The 14,508-nt window shown below is 60.1% G+C and carries 14 protein-coding genes and 1 tRNA gene; 12 read left to right on the top strand and 3 right to left on the bottom strand.

Features of this window, described 5'->3' with window-relative positions; translation table 11 throughout:
• Nucleotides 1-120 precede the first annotated feature (120 nt).
• Nucleotides 121-717 carry a DNA-3-methyladenine glycosylase gene (locus QA648_RS06855; protein WP_283050420.1) on the bottom strand — a complete coding sequence of 199 codons (597 nt, stop codon included), beginning with the start codon at nucleotides 715-717 and terminating at the stop codon, nucleotides 121-123.
• Nucleotides 718-907: 190 nt separating this feature from the next.
• Between QA648_RS06855 and QA648_RS06850 the strand changes: the two genes are divergently transcribed.
• Both QA648_RS06850 and QA648_RS06845 read left to right on the top strand, forming a co-directional pair.
• Nucleotides 908-1,162, top strand: a complete 255-nt coding sequence (locus QA648_RS06850) for a hypothetical protein (protein ID WP_104823109.1) — start codon at nucleotides 908-910, stop codon at nucleotides 1,160-1,162.
• A 123-nt stretch (nucleotides 1,163-1,285) separates the two neighbouring features.
• A tRNA-Ser gene (locus tag QA648_RS06845) sits at nucleotides 1,286-1,375 on the top strand.
• A 264-nt stretch (nucleotides 1,376-1,639) separates the two neighbouring features.
• On the opposite strand, the gene QA648_RS06840 is transcribed toward QA648_RS06845, so the two are convergent.
• Nucleotides 1,640-3,307, bottom strand: coding sequence for an arylsulfatase (locus tag QA648_RS06840; protein WP_283050418.1), 1,668 nt, complete (start codon nucleotides 3,305-3,307; stop codon nucleotides 1,640-1,642).
• A gap of 279 nt (nucleotides 3,308-3,586) precedes the next feature.
• Between QA648_RS06840 and QA648_RS06835 the strand changes: the two genes are divergently transcribed.
• From QA648_RS06835 to QA648_RS06810, 6 genes are all read left to right on the top strand, one after another.
• Complete coding sequence (locus QA648_RS06835) at nucleotides 3,587-4,210, top strand: flavodoxin family protein (protein WP_104823084.1); 624 nt, start codon at nucleotides 3,587-3,589, stop codon at nucleotides 4,208-4,210.
• Nucleotides 4,203-5,075: a sigma-70 family RNA polymerase sigma factor gene (locus QA648_RS06830; RefSeq protein ID WP_104823083.1), complete on the top strand. Its 873-nt coding sequence runs from the start codon at nucleotides 4,203-4,205 to the stop codon at nucleotides 5,073-5,075. The genes QA648_RS06835 and QA648_RS06830 overlap by 8 nt, the downstream gene beginning before the upstream one ends.
• Nucleotides 5,076-5,323: 248 nt before the next feature.
• Nucleotides 5,324-6,502, top strand: coding sequence for a septal ring lytic transglycosylase RlpA family protein (locus tag QA648_RS06825; RefSeq protein ID WP_283050414.1), 1,179 nt, complete (start codon nucleotides 5,324-5,326; stop codon nucleotides 6,500-6,502).
• Nucleotides 6,503-6,573: 71 nt separating this feature from the next.
• On the top strand, nucleotides 6,574-7,788 hold the full coding sequence (locus QA648_RS06820) for a D-alanyl-D-alanine carboxypeptidase family protein (protein WP_104823081.1): 1,215 nt from the start codon (nucleotides 6,574-6,576) through the stop codon (nucleotides 7,786-7,788).
• 153 nt (nucleotides 7,789-7,941) lie between these two features.
• Nucleotides 7,942-8,625, top strand: coding sequence for a dTMP kinase (gene tmk, locus QA648_RS06815; RefSeq protein WP_283050412.1), 684 nt, complete (start codon nucleotides 7,942-7,944; stop codon nucleotides 8,623-8,625).
• A complete protein-coding gene (locus QA648_RS06810) occupies nucleotides 8,622-9,659 on the top strand; it encodes a DNA polymerase III subunit delta' (RefSeq protein ID WP_283050410.1) in 1,038 nt (345 codons plus the stop codon). The genes tmk and QA648_RS06810 overlap by 4 nt, the downstream gene beginning before the upstream one ends.
• Here QA648_RS06810 and QA648_RS06805 read toward each other — a convergent pair.
• Nucleotides 9,656-10,456 (bottom strand): sulfite exporter TauE/SafE family protein, encoded by an 801-nt coding sequence (locus tag QA648_RS06805; RefSeq protein ID WP_104825094.1) that lies wholly within the window; start codon nucleotides 10,454-10,456, stop codon nucleotides 9,656-9,658. The two genes, QA648_RS06810 and QA648_RS06805, sit on opposite strands and share 4 nt — an antisense overlap.
• A 248-nt stretch (nucleotides 10,457-10,704) precedes the next feature.
• On the opposite strand from QA648_RS06805, the gene metG reads away from it, so the two are divergent.
• Genes metG through QA648_RS06785 form a run of 4 tightly spaced genes read left to right on the top strand, consistent with a single transcriptional unit; the run spans nucleotide 10,705 to nucleotide 14,376 of the window.
• On the top strand, nucleotides 10,705-12,258 hold the full coding sequence (metG, locus tag QA648_RS06800) for a methionine--tRNA ligase (protein WP_283050408.1): 1,554 nt from the start codon (nucleotides 10,705-10,707) through the stop codon (nucleotides 12,256-12,258).
• A gap of 15 nt (nucleotides 12,259-12,273) precedes the next feature.
• On the top strand, nucleotides 12,274-13,056 hold the full coding sequence (locus tag QA648_RS06795) for a TatD family hydrolase (RefSeq protein ID WP_104823077.1): 783 nt from the start codon (nucleotides 12,274-12,276) through the stop codon (nucleotides 13,054-13,056).
• 4 nt (nucleotides 13,057-13,060) lie between these two features.
• Nucleotides 13,061-13,888, top strand: a complete 828-nt coding sequence (locus tag QA648_RS06790) for an MBL fold metallo-hydrolase (RefSeq protein ID WP_283050406.1) — start codon at nucleotides 13,061-13,063, stop codon at nucleotides 13,886-13,888.
• Nucleotides 13,885-14,376, top strand: coding sequence for a YbaK/EbsC family protein (locus QA648_RS06785; RefSeq protein ID WP_283050404.1), 492 nt, complete (start codon nucleotides 13,885-13,887; stop codon nucleotides 14,374-14,376). The genes QA648_RS06790 and QA648_RS06785 overlap by 4 nt, the downstream gene beginning before the upstream one ends.
• Nucleotides 14,377-14,508: the final 132 nt, after the last annotated feature.

Raw genomic sequence — 14,508 nt, 5'->3', positions numbered from 1 at the left:
CGTAGTCTTTCCAGTTTCACTACGCGGCAGCATGACCGCCGGGCTCCACCCCGGCGGTCTTTTTCAGAGCAATTTCAGGAAAAGTGCGCAGCGGTTTTTCGTCCGAAATTGCGTGGCGCTCTAAGGAAACCGGCGGCTGACGAAGCGTGAGCCGGCGGCGCCGAAGCGCCATAGCGGATCGACATTTTTCGTAATCCCGATCCGCTTGCCTGCGACCACCGGCACCGGCTCGGCCAAGATGAACTCGAAAGGCGAGGCGTCCAGCGCCAGGCCGTTCAGGCTGATATCCACGCCCAAGGCCTGCGTCAGCTTTCCCGGGCCATTGCAGAGATCGACAAAGTCGGCAACACCGCGCCGCCGGACCATGTCCGCGATGCCGCTTTCCGGCTCCAATGCCCGGATGAGCACGGCGCTGGCGCCTTGGCAGACGAAATTCAGGCACCAGTGAATGCCGTAGGAGCGGTAGATATAGACCCGGCCCGCCGGCCCAAACATCGCCGCCGTGCGCGCCGTCGGTCCGCGAAAGCTATGGGATGCCTCATCATCCGGCCGATAGGCCTCCGTCTCGACGATTCGCCCGCCGGCACCGGCGACCATGAGGCGCGCGCCGATGAGATCGGACGCTACGGTGACCGCATCGCGGGAGAAAAAGGCGGTGAGGGCGGGGCCAGCCAAAGGCTTGGGGCCGATTGATAAGGGCTGGTCGTCAGGCGTCATGGGCGAGGGCGGTGTCCACTGGTTATTCGAAGCCGAATCTTGCGAAGCTCTCGTCTCGATAATCCCTTTCGCTGAAATCATAGCCGGATGGGATTTCAGCGCATCGATCTGTATCATTTCTTTACGCGGGTTCAGAAACGAAATGTTCTCTGATAGGGAAGGGAGGTTGTGAGACTCGGACTGGAAGAAAATGGCTGCGCGGGATCGATATTCAAGAAAGCTCGAATGCTCTCAGTGTGGCAATAGCGGCTTTGCCGAGGTCTCGGAAGATGACAATCCGCGCCGTGAAAACCCCGGCTTTCTCGTGGACGAAATGCCGGCGGGCTTTTTCGACGAGCGCAAATCGAACGATCCGGCGAAATACATGATCCGCTGCCGCTGCGGCAGCGTCTTCCCATTCAAGCGCAAATCTCACTACGCGCCCGGCGGCGAGCCCAGGGCATAGGTGCCATTATCCGGCAGCGCCAATTCCTTCGGTGCGGAGTTCGATCAGGCAGGTTGACGCTCCGGCCCGAATAGCTGTAAAGCCAGCCAACCACATTTACTGAGGCCCTGCGCTTCAGCGACAGGAAGAGTGTCCGAGTGGTTTAAGGAACCGGTCTTGAAAACCGGCGTGCGGGAAACCGTACCGTGGGTTCGAATCCCACCTCTTCCGCCATCTCTCTCATCTAAATATTTGGAAATTATAGAATTTTTTCGATAAGCGTTGTGACGCTTATATGTTTCTTGCACCTGCACAGCTTTCCCTTCCGTCGCCGAGCAAGCCCTTGCCAAGTCAAGTTAAAATGGCGCAGCACGCACCCGTGCCCGATAAAGATACAATCTCCCATCTTCGATAACCCCGAGCAGCGCCGGCCAGTTAGCGCTCTGTTGGATCTCCTCCAGATCGCCCAGTCTGAGCTGTCTCCGCCCTCAACCGCTTTCAGTTCTTGCCCTCACCGGCCCGTTGCAGCTTCTCCAAAACTTGGTCGAGCGAGAAACTGCCCGGCTTCTGCCGTGGCGGGAAGTCCACGTAGGTTTGCAAGTGCTGGGCCACGAAGGCCTGCGCCGGCACGAGGAGATATGTCCGGTCGAGGCGCCAGAAGTCGTATTCGCTCGCTTCATGTTCTGCGCGTTCGAAGGGATCAGCGCGCAGATCGAAAATCTTCGGCAGCCGCAAGGTGTCAAACGGCTCTTGCCACACGTCGAACCCTTCGGCCCGCTGTTCCATGAACAGAACCTTCCAGCGGTCATAGCGAATGGCGGCGAGATTTCCGTCGTCAGTCCAGAAGAAGTACTCCTTGCGCTTGCTCGGGCCGGTTCCGGCCAAGAGCTCGCGCTGATCGTAGCCGTCGAGATGGACCTTGAAGGTTTTGCCAGCCGCATCATAGCCGGTCAAAAGCTTTTGACTTACCTCGGGCTCGCCGGCAGCGGCCACGAGCGTTGGCACCCAATCTTCATGGGACACGATGTCGTTGATCTCGGTGCCTGGCTTAATGACGCCCGGCCACCGCATCGCGCCTGGAACGCGGTAGCCGCCCTCCCAGCTTGTATTCTTCTCACCGTGGAACGGTGTGGTGCCGCCGTCCGGCCATGAGAATTCTTCTGCGCCATTGTCGGTGGTCCACAGCACAATCGTATTGTCGGCGATGCCGAGGTCGTCGAGCTGCTTGAGAAGCTGGCCAACCATTCCGTCGAGCTCCGTCATTCCATCTGCCTCAAGGCCAAGGCCTGTCTTGCCGCTAGTCTCAGGTTTGAGGTGCGTGTGGATGTGCATGCGCGTCGAGTTGAACCAGCACAAGAACGGTTTGCCAGCCTTGTGCTGCCGGTCAACGAAGTCCATCGCAGCCGTCAGGAATTCCTCGTCGACGGTCTCCATGCGCTTCTTATTCAGCGGGCCGGTGTCCTCGATCCTCTGCTTTCCCACCCGGCCGAAGCGCGGATCCTCAGTCGGATCGTCCGTTTCGGTGGCAACGCATTTCAGCACGCCACGCGGTCCGAACTTCGCCTTGAAATCCGGGCTCTTCGGATAGTCGATATTCTCCGGCTCCTCCTCGGCATTGAGGTGATAAAGGTTGCCGAAAAACTCGTCGAAGCCGTGGACGGTAGGCAGAAACTCGTTGCGATCACCGAGGTGGTTCTTGCCGAACTGGCCGGTGGCATAGCCCTGCGGCTTGAGCAATTCGGCGAGTGTCGGGTCCTTATCCGACAACCCTTCCTTTGCCGCCGGCAACCCGACCTTGAGCAAGCCCGTGCGGAAACAACTCTGGCCGGTGATGAAGGCGGCGCGTCCGGCTGTGCAGGATTGTTGGGCGTAGAGGTCGGTGAAGATCGCGCCCTCCTTGGCGATGCGATCGATATTGGGCGTGCGATAGCCCATCATGCCGCGATTGTAGGCGCTTACGTTCCAGTAGCCGATGTCGTCGCCGAAGATGACAAGGATGTTCGGCTTGCCACCGGCCGGCTGCGCCGACGCAGTCCGGACGCCTTGCGCCGATGAGAGCGCCGCCGTGGCTGCTACGAGCGCGGTGCCGCCGAGTAAGACGGTACGCCGGCTAATGCCTTCGGGGACTTTTGTGTCTGGGCTGTTGGGATGTTCTGCCGTGTTCATGGTTTCCTCCCTCTCGCATGGTCCCAATCTCGCAGTGCACGTCCATGCGAGTAGATGAGATGCGAGAAAGACGTAAAATGGAAGTACGTTACAGTAACAACAGCTCAGACTTGGGAATACGCCGCCATGTCTGCATTGGCCGATGCAAGCAAGCTGCAGATCCTGCGTCTTTTGAGAGGATGGCAAGCCAATTACCGTCAAAAAAGTGCCAAGGCATGTCACAATCAGACCCCATCCCTTGTCATCTCCTTCGCAACACCATGTTCGAAGGAGATGACAATGACCCGGCAGCGTATCGCAATCGTCTATCATAGCGGCTATGGGCACACGGGCCGGCAGGCGGAAGCCGTGAAGGCGGGGGTTGATGAGGTCGAGGGCGTCGAGGCCCTGCTGCTCACGGTGGACAAGGTGGATCGCCACTGGGATGATCTCAATGCCGCGCAGGCAATCATCTTCGGGTCGCCAACCTATATGGGCGCGGTTTCCGCGTCGTTTAAAGCGTTCCAGGAGGCAACGTCGAATGCCGTTCTCGCCAAGGGTTATCTGTGGAAGGACAAGATCGCGGCCGGCTTCACCACCTCAGGGTCACGGTCCGGTGACAAGCTCTCGACGTTGATGCAGATGGTGGTCTTTGCGGCACAGCACGGAATGCATTGGGTTGGTCTCGATCTTCCGCCGGCGAACTGCTCTTCAACCGGCTCCGAAGAGGATATGAACCGTCTCGGCTTCTGGGTAGGTGCGGCGGCACAGGCGAACACGGATGAGGGCCCGGAGACCGCGCCGCCAGCATCCGATCTCGCTACAGCGCGCTATCTCGGGCGGCGTGTGGCGCTGACGACGCTGCAGTTCGTTCGCGGACGCCAAGCCGCGCCCCTCCAATACGCTCTGGCCGCCCATGAGTGAAACGCCCTCCGACCCGATCTTTTCCGAGCTGCGTCCGCGCCTCGTCCGGCTTGCCTATCGAATGCTCGGATCCGTGGCGGATGCGGAGGATATCGTGCAGGATGCTTCGCTGCGCTGGCTGGCGACTGATCGTGCATCGGTGCGTGAGCCGGCTGCGTTTCTTCGCACCATCGTCACCAGACTTTGCCTCAACGAGCTGAAATCGGCGCGTCGCCGCCGGGAGTCCTATGTGGGATCCTGGCTGCCAGAGCCCATCTTCGATCCGGAGGACGGCGATGCCGCTGATGATATCACCTTGCCCCTGATGCTGGCGCTGGAGCGTCTGTCGCCTCTGGAGCGTGCCGCCTTTCTCCTGCATGACGTGTTCGGCATGGATTTCGATGACGTTGCCTCGGCGATCGGCCGCGAAGCTCCCGCTTGCCGCAAGCTCGCAAGCCGGGCGAGGGCGCATGTTGCCGAGACCCGACCACGCTTTGCCGTCGGCAGAGAGCAGGGGCTGAAGCTTGCCACAGCCTTCTTTACGGCGTCGAGAACGGGAGACATGGCGGCTCTTCAAGCCTTGCTTGCCGAGGATGTCGTTGTCTATGCCGATGGCGGCGGCAAGGTACCGACATCGCGGCGGCCACACATCGGTCTCGCGGCCGTCATGCTGCTCCATGAGCAGTTGGCGCGAATTTTCCGCACGCAACCGTCGCAACTGATCCACTATGCCGTCATCGATGGCTTGCCAGGTTTCGTAACGGTAGAAGGCGGCAACGTCGCGCAGACGACCGCTCTACACATCGAGCAGGAAAAGATCGTTGCCATTTATTGCACGCGCAACCCGGACAAGCTGCAGCACATCATCGGCGCCATGGCTCATTAATAGTTGCACTTATCGGTCGATCGGCAACGAAACTGGCATCAAATGCGACCGCAGAAGCTGCCGCATTTTAACCATTCATTAACCATAATTTTCGGAAATACCCACATTCGCTCAAATCCGATCGCAAATTCGACAACATGCAATCATGATTAAAGTACCGTTAGGTGATTGAGGCGTAGCAGGATACCGGTTGAGGGATATGCCGGTGCATGCCTTGCCATAGTAATTTGATTAACGGCGTGGGACAGATGAAATTCGATAATCGTGCGGTGACATACGCAACGGGTATGCGTTGGTTTGCTCTCTCTCTGATGTGCGCCACCGTTACCGCCTGCGGAACCTCTCAGCAGGTTGCGACGAAGCGTCAGCATGGCAAGGAATATTTCTCCGAAAAAGAATACGGCGTTAAGGCGAGCCCGCGCGTTGCCTTCAATGGACCGATCCCGAAGGGCGGCGGTCGTTTCATGGTCGGCAATCCCTACGAGGTCAAGGGCCAATGGTATTATCCCAAGGAAGATTATGCCTATAACAAGGTCGGCATCGCCTCCTGGTACGGCTCGGCCTTTCACGGACGCCTGACCGCAAACGGCGAAGTCTATGACCAGCAGGCGCTCACCGCCGCCCATCCGACCTTTCCGCTGCCGAGCTATGCGCGCGTCACCAATGTCGAAACCGGTTCCTCCATCATCGTGCGCGTGAACGATCGCGGCCCTTATCATCCCGGCCGCATCATCGACCTTTCCAACAAGACGGCGCAGCTCCTCGATCTGCAGCATAGCGGCACCGGCGACGTGCGCGTGCAATATGTCGGCCGCGCCCGCATGGACGGCCACGACGATCCCTATCTGATGGCCTCCTACATTCCGAAGGGCTCGCGCCTGCCGAGCATCAATCCCGGCGGCCAGATCGCAACGGGCGTAATGGTCGCTTCGAATGGCCGCATTACCGCCGACCAACTGCCGGATTCGGACAATATCCGCCAGCCCAGCCGCCAGCAGCGCAGCTTCAACACCGCGAGTGCTGCGCCGGCGCTTGCGCCGATCCCGCAGCAATCGCCTTATTCGGCAACCGCCTTTGCCGGCTCCACGCCGACAGCGTCCTATAATGGCAACAAGCGCAACAATCCGCCGCCGATGACCTGGAACGGCGGCGCCATGCCGTCGGTCGATCCTGCCGAGCCAACGCTGGTCGTATTGCCTACTATTGGCCCCATTCCCTACGAGCGTCCGGATTTCGCACCGGGCATGGCGAGCCTTGATGCGCCGTCGCTCGCCTCCACGGTCGCTGCCTACCAGGAAGCACCGGTCAAGACAGTCTACGTCAATCTCGCTTTCGACGCTGTCATGGTGCGCAATGACGGGCTGACGCAGGAGTCGATCCTCTCCGCCTATCACCGTCAGCATCAAGCTCAAACGCAAGTCGAATAATCGGCGTCATTGCCTGAATCTTCACCCCTGGGCTAATATGATTTCGGGGTCGAACGGATTGGGGAGCCGGCATGTTGAGACGCCTGTTTTTCGCGTTTTCCTTCTTCCTTATCGGAATTGAGTGCCTGCCGGCCGTCGCCCAACAGGCGCCGGCGCCGGCTTTCGACACCAAGGCCGCGCAGGCCTTCATGATCGAAGCCTCCACCGGCACGATCCTGCTTGCCAAGGATGAGAATCAACCGATTTCCCCGGCCTCGCTTGCGAAGCTAATGACCATGGATGTCGTCTTCGATGCAGTCGGGCGAGGGGAGATTTCGCTTGATACGGAATATCCCGTTTCCGAAAACGCCTGGCGCAAGGGCGGTGCACCGTCGCGTGCATCGACCATGTTCGCCGCCCTGAAATCGCGCGTGCGCGTCGGCGATCTGATCCAGGGCGTCGCCGTGCAGCAGGCCAATGACGGCTGCATGATCCTTGCCGAAGGCATGTCCGTGAATGAAAAGGAATTCGCCCGGCGCATGACGGCGCATGCGCGAGAGATCGGCATGCCGAGAGCGGTCTTTACCAATTCGACCGGCCTTCCGGACCCTGACGACCCCAATGACGGCAGCAAGATTTCGGTGCACGAGCTGGTGACGCTGGCACAGGACCTGCAGGAGAAACACGCCGATCTCTACAAATATTTCGGCCAGGCGGATTTTACCTGGAACAAGATCTACCAGCGCAACCGCAATCCGCTGCTCCCCCTGAACATCGGCGTCGACGGCCTCGGCACCGGCTTTACCGAGGGCGAGGGCTATTCGATCGTCGCCTCCATCCAGCGCGGCGGCCGACGGCTGTTCCTGGCGCTCGGCGGCTTGAAAACGGACAAGGAACGCACCGAGGAAACCCGCCGCGTGCTGGAATGGGGCCTCAGCAACTTCAAGAGCCAGCGCATCTTTGCCGATGGCGAGGTGATCGGCGACGCCAGCGTCTATGGCGGCGCGGAGTCGACGGTCGGCCTCATCGCCAAGGTACCGGTCGATGTCTATGTGCCGCTCAACAATCCCGACCGCCTGTCGGCCCGCATCGTCTATCGGTGGCCGCTGACGGCACCGGTCGCCGTCGGCTACGAAGCGGGAACGCTCCGCGTCTTTTCCGGCGCACGGCTGTTGCGCGAATTGCCCCTCTATACAAAGGATGCCGTCGCCCAGGGAACGCTCAGCAGTCGCGCTTTCGATGCTTTCATGGAGCTGACGGAATCGCTGCTGTTCTCCTGGCTTTGGGACACCCCGACGTCGACTTGATTGTTTCCCGCCTCGTGAATTCCCTTGTTTACAGCCTATATAGAATGTCAGGCTCAGATGCTTTGCGTGGTTTCACGAGCGCGCATCTTGAGTTAAACAGGGCACACGTCACGCTACGGCAAAAAAGCGGAAAACAAGTGCAGGACATGATCATTGGCTGATGCAACCGGATTGTTCGTGAGCTTTGAAGGCGGGGAAGGGGCCGGAAAATCGACCCAGATTCGCCGCCTGGCGGAACGGTTGCGCGGGCTCGGTCATGACGTCCTGGTGACGCGCGAACCGGGCGGCTCGCCGGGAGCGGAGGCCGTGCGCCACGTATTGCTCTCGGGTGCGGCGGAAATGTTCGGCACACGCATGGAGGCGATCCTGTTTGCTGCGGCACGCAATGATCACGTCGAAGAGGTCATTCGCCCGGCGCTTGCGCGCGGCACGATCGTGCTTTGCGACCGCTTCATGGATTCCTCGCGCGTTTATCAGGGCATAACAGGAAATCTCGAACCTGATTTCATCGAGGCGCTGCAGCGTGTCGCGGTCAACGGCGTGGTGCCGGACTGTACGCTGATCCTTGATATTCCCGCCAAAATCGGCCTGGAGCGGGCCCGCAAGCGTGCCTCGGCCGGCGCCGCGCCGGATCGCTTCGAAAAAGAAGAAATGCAGACGCATGAAAAGCGTCGGGAAGCCTTTCTCGATATTGCCGCGCGCGATCCGGGCCGTTGTCGCGTCATCGATGCGCAGCGCTCCGAAGATGCCATTGCCAATGAAATTGCCAGCATAGTCGAAGAACGGCTGACATCGGCAGACGACTTGCCGACTATCCGACCGGAAGTGGCGCAATGAGCGAAGATCGGCCAGGGGTTCTCGATGGTGCGATTCCGCCCCAGGATAACACCCGTCTCTTCGGCCACGAGGAGGCGGAAGCCTTCCTGGCGCAATCCTATCGCTCGGGAAAAGGTCACCATGCCGTCCTGATCGAGGGGCCAGAAGGCATCGGCAAGGCAACGCTCGCCTTTCGTTTTGCCAACCATGTTCTGTCTCATCCCGACCCAGCCACCGCGCCGGAGATGATCGGCGACCCCGATCCGGCTTCCGCCATCAGTCGGCAGATTTCCGGCGGTGCCTCGCACAATCTCTTGCATCTTGCCCGTCCCGTCGACGACAAGACCGGAAAGGTAAAGTCTGCGATCACTGTCGATGAGGTGCGCCGCGCCGGCAAGTTCTTCTCACAGACCTCCGGCACGGGCAATTGGCGTATCGTCATCATCGATCCGGCCGACGATCTCAATCGAAGCGCTGCCAATGCCATATTGAAGATCCTCGAGGAGCCACCGAAGCGGGCACTGTTCCTCGTGCTGTCGCACGCGCCGGGCAAGCTGCTGCCGACCATCCGCTCGCGCTGCCTGCCACTGAGGCTGACGCCGCTGAGCGACGATGCTCTAGGGAACGCGCTTGCGCATCTTGGTATCAGCCTGTCGCCGGGGCAGGGTGCGGACCTGCTTGCCGCGGCCAAGGGGAGCGTCGGCGAGGCTCTGAAACTGCTGAACTATGGCGGTGGCGAAATCGTTGCGGCCTACGAGCAGGTCATCTCAACGGATGGGCCTGCGGCGCGCCGGGCAATGCATCGCCTCGCCGATGCCTTGTCGGCGAAGGAAAGCGACACGATCTTCGGATTCTTCGTGTCCCATATCGGCGACGACATCATGGCGCGGGCGAGGGCGGCGGCGCTGGAGGGACGCCTCACCGTGGCCGAAAGACTCGCTCGCCTCTATTCTGACGTCACCGAGCGGCTCACCGTATCGCAGGCCTACAATCTCGATCGCAAGCAGACGATCATCACGATTCTCGGCGAGCTCAAGCAGCAGCTTTCCATTTAGGGAAAGAGTAATTTCCAGGCGACGATCATCAAGGTGACGGCAAGCACCGTCCTGATTATCCGTTCGTGCAAACGCGGCGCCAGCAGGCTGCCGGCAACGATGCCGGGAACCGAGCCGAGCAGCAGTGCAAACAGCATCGTCCAGTTGATCTCGCCGATGAACCAGTAGCCCATGCCGCCGATCAATGTCAGCGGTACGGCATGGACGATATCCGAGCCGACGATCTCGCGCACATCGAGATGCGGATAGAGCACCAGCAACACGGTGACGCCGAGCGCGCCGGCGCCGACGGAGGTCATGGTGACGAGGGTGCCGAGCACAAAGCCAAGGACGAGCGTCAGCAGCGCGATGCTACGCGGCGAAAGCGTCCCGCGCTCGCCTCGCCATTTCCGGATGGCGCTCAGCACCTGGCCGCGAAAGATCAGCATCAACGACGTCAGAAACAGGAGACAGCCCAGGGACACCGTGATCGTATGGGCAACCGCCGGACTCTCGCGATTGACGCCCGCCATGATCCACAGCATCGCAAGCGCGGCGGGCACACTTCCGGAGGCGAGCAAGCCCACCACTTTCCAGTTCACCCGCCCGTGCATGCCATGAACCGCGGTGCCCGCGGTCTTGGTGATCGCGGCATAAAGGAGGTCCGTGCCAACGGCGGTGGCCGGATGCACACCGAACAACAGAACCAGCAATGGCGTCATCAACGACCCGCCACCGACGCCGGTGATACCCACCAGCATGCCGACGAAGAAACCGGAAAAGGAATAAAGGGGTTGAAACGCGGCCGGAAAAATCAAAGCCACGGCCCCTTCAAGCCGTTGGACAGGCTATTAAAAATGGAAATAGTATTCACGGCGGTCCCTGTCCTGCGCTTTTGTTTTCTGAAGGGGTAAAGCCGGGGCTGGATCGAGTCAAGCGAGGACGTCCACGGAACGTGGAATGCTGCGAGCGCGAAACTTGGTGTTTCACTCCCAGCAAACATGCGCTAAAGCGAGCGAGTGCAAGAATAACAATGACGAAACCGTAAACCGGACCATTGCCTGATATGACCGACAAGACCCCGTTCTACATCACCACTGCGATCGCTTACCCCAACGGCAAGCCACATATCGGCCATGCCTATGAGCTGATTGCCACCGACGCCATGGCGCGCTTCCAGCGGCTGGACGGGCTCGATGTCTTTTTCCTGACCGGCACGGACGAACACGGCCAGAAGATGCAGCAGACGGCGCGCGCCGAAGGCCTGACGGCACAGCAGCTAGCCGACCGCAATTCGGACGAGTTCCAGGCCATGGGCAAGCTGCTCAACGCCTCGAATGACGACTTCATCCGCACGACGCAGGCCCGCCATCACGAGACCTCGCAGAACATCTGGAACCTGATGGCCGATGCCGGCGACACCTACAAGGATTCCTATGCCGGCTGGTATTCGGTGCGCGACGAGGCCTATTACCAGGAAAATGAGACCGAGCTTCGCGCCGATGGCGTCCGTTACGGGCCTCAGGGCACGCCGGTAGAATGGGTGCAGGAGGAGAGCTACTTCTTCAAGCTCTCGGAATACCAAGACCGACTGCTGAAGCACTACGAGGAGAACCCCGATTTCATCGGTCCGGCCGAGCGCCGCAACGAGGTGATCTCTTTCGTCAAATCAGGCCTCAAGGACCTGTCGATTTCACGCACGACGTTCGACTGGGGCATCAAGGTGCCGAACGATCCCGCCCATGTCATGTATGTCTGGGTCGATGCACTGACGAACTACATCACGGCGACCGGCTATATCGAGGACCGGAACAATCCGCGGGCGAAATACTGGCCGGCCGATGTGCACATCATCGGCAAGGACATCATCCGCTTTCACGCCGTCTACTGGCCGGCTTTCCTGATGTCGGCGAAGCTGCCGCTGCCGAAGCGCGTCTATGCCCATGGCTTCCTGCTCAACAAGGGCGAGAAGATGTCGAAGTCGCTCGGCAACGTCGTCGATCCGGTCAATCTGGTGAACCATTTCGGCCTCGACCAGGTGCGCTATTTCTTCCTGCGCGAAGTCTCCTTCGGCCAGGACGGCAGCTACAGCGAAGAGGCGATCGGCACCCGCATCAACTCCGATCTTGCCAACGGCATCGGCAATCTCGCCAGCCGGTCGCTCTCGATGATCGTCAAGAATTGCGACGGCAAGATCCCAGAATGCGGAGAGCTGACCGACGTGGACAAGGCGCTGCTGGCGCAGGCCGATGCGCTGCTGGCCTCCACGCGCGAGGACATGGGCAAGCAGCTCATCCACCGCGCGCTGGCTTCGATCATCGCCGTCGTCTCCGAAAGCGACCGCTATTTCGCCGGCCAAGAGCCTTGGGCACTGAAGAAGACCGATCCGGCTCGCATGGCGACCGTGCTCTACGTTACCGCCGATGTCGTCCGCCAGATCGGCATTCTCTTGCAGCCCTTCATGCCGGAGTCTTCTGCCAAGCTGCTGGATCTGATTGCTATTCCCGCCGACAAGCGCGATTTCGCGGCGCTCGGCGAGGCCGGCCGCCTTATCCCCGGAACGCCCTTGGAAGCGCCCAAGCCCGTCTTCCCGCGCTATGTGGCGCCGGAAGTCGAATAAGGTTTTTCTACTGCCATGTTGATCGATACGCATTGCCATCTGGATTTTGCCGACTTCGCGGAGGAACGCGACGCGATCGTCGCGCGCGCCCATGAGGTTGGCGTCAAGCAGATGGTCACCATCTCGACCAAGGTCAGAAAGCTCGATGGATTGCTTGCGATAACAGAGCGCTATCCCTCGGTTTTCTGCTCGGTCGGCACGCATCCGAACAGCGCCGACCAGGAACTGGATATCCAGACGGAAGACCTTGTGCGGCTGGCAAACCAGCACGAGAAGATCGTCGCGATCGGCGAGGCGGGTCTCGATTATTTCTACGATACCGTCAAGCCGGAAGATCAGAAGACCGGCTTCCTGCGCCACATCGCGGCCGCACGCGAAACGAAGCTGCCGCTGGTCATTCACAGCCGCAGCGCCGATGAGGACATGGCCGCGATCCTGACCGAGGAAACAGGGAAGGGGGCCTTCCCCTTCATCCTGCATTGCTTCTCCTCCGGCCCGGCCCTCGCCCGCACCGGCGTCGAGCTTGGCGGCTATATTTCCTTCTCCGGTATTCTGACCTTCCCGAAATCGGAAGAGCTGCGCGAGATCGCCAAAACGATCCCGCATGACCGGCTGCTGGTCGAGACGGATGCGCCATACCTTGCGCCGAAGCGCTGGCGCGGCAAACGCAATGAGCCATCCTACGTCGTCAACACAGCCGAGGTGCTGGCGGATACGATCGGCGTCAGCATGGACGAGATCGCAGAGATCACCACCCAGAATGCGTTCCGCTGCTTCTCCCGCATGACGAGGGTCTGACGGCGTGACACACCGGCGGCGCTTCACCATATTGGGCTGCTCGTCGTCGCCGGGGGTGCCGCGCATTACCGGCGATTGGGGCGCCTGCGACCCGAAGAATCCGAAAAACCGGCGCACGCGTGCTGCCTTCATGATCGAGCAGATCGCGCCGGATGGCGGCATCACCACAGTCGTCGTCGATACCGGCCCGGATTTTCGCGAGCAGATGATCCGCGCTGGCGTCGGCTCCGTCGATGCGGTGCTCTATACGCACGCCCATGCCGACCATATTCACGGCATCGACGACCTGCGTGGTTTCTTCCACAATTCGCATGAGCGCATTCCGATCTATGCCGATCAGCCGACTATGGACCGCATCCGCGAGGGCTTCGGCTATTGTCTGGAGACGCCGCCAGGCAGCAACTATCCACCGATCGTCCGGCCGATCATCATCGAAAGCCTGGACAAGAGTTTCACGGTCGAAGGGCCGGGCGGTCCGATCAGCTTCTGGCCGCACAGGCAGCAGCATGGAGACATCCATTCGCTTGGCTTTCGCATCGGCAGCCTTGCTTATTGCAGCGATATCAGCGACTTTCCGGCAGAATCTGTCGAGAGAGTTCAAGATCTCGACGTCCTGATCATCGATGCGCTGCAATACCGGCCGCATCCAAGCCATCTCTCGCTGGAGCAATCGCTCGCCTGGATCGAACGGCTGCAGCCGCGGCGCGCGATCCTAACGCATATGCACACACCGCTCGACTACGCGACCGTGCTTGCGGAAACACCTGACAATGTCGAGCCGGCTTACGATCAGATGCGGATCGAACTCGATGTGGAGGATGATGATCTATGAGCGAGGACAGCAAGAAGCTTTCAAGCCTGGAACGCGTCGAACAGGCGGCCCGAGATCTCGGCCTGGACATCGTCATCAAGCGCATGGAGCAATCGACCCGCACAGCCGAAGAAGCGGCCAAGGCGGCCGGCTGCGCCGTTGGCCAGATCGTCAAATCGCTGGTCTTCGTCAATGCGGAGACCCACGGCTTGACGCTGCTTCTTGTTTCCGGCGCCCATAATGCCGATACGGCATATATCGCGACTACCTACGGGCTGCGCCTGAAGCGCGCCGACATTGACCGGGTCCGCGACGAAACCGGCTTCGCCATCGGCGGCGTCGGACCGATCGGCCATCGTGTGAAGCTGCCGGTTTTCATCGACGAAAGCCTGTTGGGCTACGACCAGGTTTGGTGCGCAGCAGGACGGCCAGACAGCATCTTTGCTTGCGATCCCAAAACCTTGGCCGAGAAGACCGGAGCCCAGATTATCCGCGTAAAGGCGGCTTGAGGCGAGTTCAGCTCACGTCTCTAACATCGATTTTTATTCCATAATCTATCTTATCTGACTTTCGTTTGTAGGCCGGTACATTCTATTTCCAAGTGCGACATGCCAATGATTTCAATGACTTCACTTTGGAGA

The organism is Rhizobium sp. CB3171, assembly GCF_029714265.1.
Classification (GTDB): domain Bacteria; phylum Pseudomonadota; class Alphaproteobacteria; order Rhizobiales; family Rhizobiaceae; genus Rhizobium.
Note: the sequence above shows the minus strand (reverse complement) of the source record. Positions and strands in the feature narration are given on the sequence as shown.

Excerpts from the sequence above, each read along its gene's own strand:
- QA648_RS06855 (WP_283050420.1), bottom strand. The coding sequence starts at position 717 with ATGACGCCTGACGACCAGCCCTTATCAATCGGCCCCAAGCCTTTGGCT.
- QA648_RS06850 (WP_104823109.1), top strand. The coding sequence starts at position 908 with ATGGCTGCGCGGGATCGATATTCAAGAAAGCTCGAATGCTCTCAGTGT.
- QA648_RS06840 (WP_283050418.1), bottom strand. The coding sequence starts at position 3,307 with ATGAACACGGCAGAACATCCCAACAGCCCAGACACAAAAGTCCCCGAA.
- QA648_RS06835 (WP_104823084.1), top strand. The coding sequence starts at position 3,587 with ATGACCCGGCAGCGTATCGCAATCGTCTATCATAGCGGCTATGGGCAC.
- QA648_RS06830 (WP_104823083.1), top strand. The coding sequence starts at position 4,203 with ATGAGTGAAACGCCCTCCGACCCGATCTTTTCCGAGCTGCGTCCGCGC.
- QA648_RS06825 (WP_283050414.1), top strand. The coding sequence starts at position 5,324 with ATGAAATTCGATAATCGTGCGGTGACATACGCAACGGGTATGCGTTGG.
- QA648_RS06820 (WP_104823081.1), top strand. The coding sequence starts at position 6,574 with ATGTTGAGACGCCTGTTTTTCGCGTTTTCCTTCTTCCTTATCGGAATT.
- QA648_RS06810 (WP_283050410.1), top strand. The coding sequence starts at position 8,622 with ATGAGCGAAGATCGGCCAGGGGTTCTCGATGGTGCGATTCCGCCCCAG.
- metG (WP_283050408.1), top strand. The coding sequence starts at position 10,705 with ATGACCGACAAGACCCCGTTCTACATCACCACTGCGATCGCTTACCCC.
- QA648_RS06795 (WP_104823077.1), top strand. The coding sequence starts at position 12,274 with ATGTTGATCGATACGCATTGCCATCTGGATTTTGCCGACTTCGCGGAG.
- QA648_RS06785 (WP_283050404.1), top strand. The coding sequence starts at position 13,885 with ATGAGCGAGGACAGCAAGAAGCTTTCAAGCCTGGAACGCGTCGAACAG.